This is a genomic window from Microcoleus sp., assembly GCF_049646505.1.
Lineage (GTDB): Bacteria > Cyanobacteriota > Cyanobacteriia > Cyanobacteriales > Microcoleaceae > Microcoleus.
Genome location: NZ_JBARVX010000243.1, coordinates 1 through 3935, shown reverse-complemented (window position 1 = coordinate 3935; position 3935 = coordinate 1). Strand labels below are relative to the sequence as shown.

Below are 3935 nucleotides of genomic sequence, written 5' to 3'. Positions count from 1 at the left end.
GATTAATGACTAATGACTAATGACTAATGACTAATGACTAATGACTAATGACTAATGACTAATGACTAATGACTAATGACTAATGACTAATGACTAATAACTGCTGACTAATGACTAATGACTAATGACTAATGACTAATGACTAATGACTAATGACTAATGACTGCTGACTGCTGACTGCTGACTCACGTGCACTCGATCGCGCCCGTCAGACTTAGCCTGATAAAGCGCCTTATCCGCAGCTTCAATTAGCATCTTCGGCGAATTTTGATTTTCAGAAATCGTCGCCACCCCCATGCTGAGAGTCACGCAATCGGTGACAACAGACTTGAGGTGGGGAATTGCCAAAGCTTTTACGCGCTGGCGGATTCCCTCAGCAATAGCCTGTGCGGTCGCGATGTCGGTATTTGGCAAAATCACCCCAAATTCCTCGCCACCGTACCTAGCAGCTAAATAAAGGCTTTCTGGAGGTACGTTCTTGCAAGCATCCCCGATCGCCCGCGCGACTTGCTGCAAACAAGCATCCCCAGCCTGGTGGCCGTAGTTGTCGTTGTAAAGTTTAAAACAGTCAATGTCGCACATAATCAAAGACAGCGGTTCAGAAATGCTTGAGAGTTCCCATTCCCGGTTGAGTACCTCGTCAAACCGGCGGCGGTTGGCTAACTGAGTCAGACTGTCCAAATTCGCCAACCCGTCCAACCGCTGGTTAGCAGCAGCTAACTGCTGGTAAAGTAAAGATTGTTCGATCGCGATCGCCACTTGAGTAGCCAACTGACTCAGCAAATCCATATCAAACTGCTGCCACTCGCGGGGCCCCGAACAGTGGTGGGCAATCAGCAAACCCCACAACTTCGGTACTTGACAAGAAGGATTGCCATCGCGGTGTTCGATTCCCTGCTGCACGATAGGCACGACTAAATTCGCTTTCACCTGACACTCTGCCAAAAAATTGATGTGGCACTCGGCAAAATTAGAAGCGTGAATGTCCTCGACCGATCGAATTCTGCCCTTCAAATACTGTCCGACATAACTGTTAGCAAAACAGCAATCCTCCACAGCCATACCCATCAGCGGCATCCATCCTTCCCCCACCGACTCCACCACCACATCTCCGTTCCAATCGGGTCGGAAGCGGAAAATAATCACGCGATCGGTTGCCAAAAATTCCCGCACTTCGGCTACTGTAGTATTGAGAATATCTTCGATATCCAGAGAAGAACGGATGCGCGATTGAATCTGCGCGATCAGGCGTTCCCGTTCTACCTGCTGCCGCAAAGCTACTTGGGCTTGCTTGCTTTGAGTAATGTCCCTACCTTCGGGCAGCAGCAATACCACTTTGCCAGTTTCATCCGCGACGGGTTTGAGAGAAAAATCAACAGTTGCCGTCCGATTTGCACCTTGAAGTTCCACTTCATAGCGGACAAATTCACCTTTTGCCGATCGACAAATCGCCTCTTGCAACTGTTCCCGAACTTCCGGAGAATCTCCCCACCACGGCAAAAGCCAAAACGGGCGGTTTGCCACATCCCGCAGTTTCATTCCCGCGAAATCTAAAGAAGTTTGGTTAGCTTCCAGCAGAGTCCCGTCCGGATTCAACAAGCTAACAAATTGGAACGAAGAATCAAAAATTGCCCGAAAGCGCCGTTGAGAATCTCCCAACATTGCCGTCACCTTTTCGCGAGAAGTAATATCGCGGAAGCGCCACACCCTGCCAATAATATTTTGTCCGACTCGAATCGGCTGCGTGTAGCGTTCAAAAGTCCGACCGTCTTTAAAATCGAGAATATCGCAGCCTTCAGACTCCGCATCGCTATAAATTTCTTTAATTCTCTGCAAAAAAGCTCTCGGATCTCTAACTTGCTTGGCCAGAAAAGTCAGCCGCAGCGTTCGATCCATCGAGTTTCTAACTTCTTCATAAATTCCCCACATTTGAACTAACTTTTCGTTAAAACTAATCAGTTCTCCAGACGTAGTAACGGCAAGAATCCCGTCTGCCGTTGCTTCCAGAGTAGCGTGCAGCAAAGAGCGCGACCGATCTAATTCCGCTGTTATTAAGTTCCGTTCGTTGAGGTTTCGCACTGCTTTCACCTGCACTAAACGACCGTCGCAAACGACGAATTTACTGCGAACGTCAGCAGGAAAAGCCGTCCCGTCCCGCCTCAGAAAAATCGTTTCGCAGACTGTATTGCTGCTTGCAGAAATCATTTGTGGCGCTACTTTATAAGATTTTGGCGACAGCAGTTCCAGCAAACTCATTCCCGCCATTTCCGCAGGTTTGTAACCGAACATTTCGGCAAAATCGTTGTTGACGCTCAATATTGTGTCGCGGTTAGCGATAGCAACTGCTTCAAAATAAGCCTCGCCTTCGAGCAATCTCGCTGCTGCCGTGCTGCCATTTCCCACAGAAGAACTGTTATTAATTAGCTGTTGCAGTTGCGTATTTGCCGAGTACAAAGCTGCCATTGCTTGTCGATACATTGCAGTGCGTTTTTCGACTTTTTCTGTGAGGCGGTCGCGATATATTCGCAACTTTTTTTCTACTTTAATTAAATCTGTAATATCTACTGCAAACACGATCGTGCCGCCGACTTGACCAGTTTCATCGCGGTAAGGTATTCTGTCTATTCGCACCCAGCATTTTTGACCGGAGACAGTTGGCAGAAGTTCGACTTTTCCCAACTTGGGAACACCGGAATTAATTACCTCCAAATCTTCTAAATAATATTGTTCTGCTTCGTCAGGATAAATTTCATAAAAAGATTTTCCTTCCAATTGATTGGCGGGCAAACCTCTCGATGCAGCCGCAGCTTTGTTAATTCTCAGCAGGCGGCTTTCCCTATCTTTGTACCAAATCATTGCCGGCACGGAATCAAAAATAATTTGCTGTTCTTGGTGCTGCCGGCGCATTTCTGCTTCTGCTTGTTTTCTTTTAATTATTTCTTGTTTTAGTTTTGTATTAGTTTTTTTGAGTTCGGCAGTGCGTCTTTCTACTCTTTCTTCTAGTTGATCGTAGTATTTGCTCAGCAAGTTTTGCTGCTGTTCGCGCCGCATTGCTTCTAACTTAGATATTTCGCTAGCTGACAAACTTGAAGATACAAAATCTGCTAATATTTTGGTTAATTCCTGTTCTTCTTCCGTCCACTCGCCGCCGGAGCTTTCGCGTTCGGCACTGACTATTCCTGCCATTTGACCCCCCAGCAAAATCGGTACATTTAACAAAGAAGTTTTGCCTCGATCGGCAAAATAAAGATTTGCTAATTCTTGGGTTCTGGGGTCGTTTTCTGCTGCCACCGTTGCGATGGGAATTGCTGATTTTAACGCTTGAAAATATGCCGGACAGTCGGCGGCAGTGACGATTATTTGTACCGAATGAAGTTTGGTATTTTCTTCGTAAAAGTCGATGCAGTGAAGCTGCGTTTTGTCTTCGCCGTACAGCCAAATACTGGCTCGATTGCAGTTAACAATACTGACAGCAGTTTCTGTTACTTCGCGGATAAATTGTTCTATATTGTTGCGTTCTTTAAGTTGACTTTTGGCTAATTTTGCGATCGCCAAAGTTGGAGAACGCCTATTTTTTATCGGGTTTGGCGGCGCTGCTGCGGGCGAATCCTCCTTAATTTGTTCGCAAACTAAAAGTACAGTCGGCCGCTGGAAATTGGCAGTTGAGCGGTCGCCGCTATTTTCCTCTATTTTCCAGTCTACCGCCGGCAAGGCGCGCGCGGTTGCTTTTACCCAAATCGTCCTGCCATCTTTGCAAGTCAAGCGACCTTCCCAACAGGCAACTTGTGCAGCCAGCTTGCCGTTTTTCGCCTGTGTCAACCAAGCAAATTCCGCCTGCATTTTCCCTTGATCTTGACAGTAAAATATGTTAAAAATTGAATGAGAAATTAATTCCTGCGACCTGTAGGCGAGGCGAGACTCACCGAATTGATTGA

At 46.7% G+C, this 3935-nt stretch carries 1 protein-coding gene; it reads right to left on the bottom strand.

The window, feature by feature from the left end:
- Positions 1-156: 156 nt before the first annotated feature.
- The gene (locus tag WBA89_RS13185; protein ID WP_424407053.1) at positions 157-3840 is read right to left on the bottom strand and encodes a diguanylate cyclase domain-containing protein; all 3684 of its coding nucleotides are present in this window, start codon (positions 3838-3840) and stop codon (positions 157-159) included.
- Positions 3841-3935: the final 95 nt, after the last annotated feature.

Excerpts from the sequence above, each read along its gene's own strand:
- WBA89_RS13185 (WP_424407053.1), bottom strand. The coding sequence starts at position 3,840 with ATGCAGGCGGAATTTGCTTGGTTGACACAGGCGAAAAACGGCAAGCTG.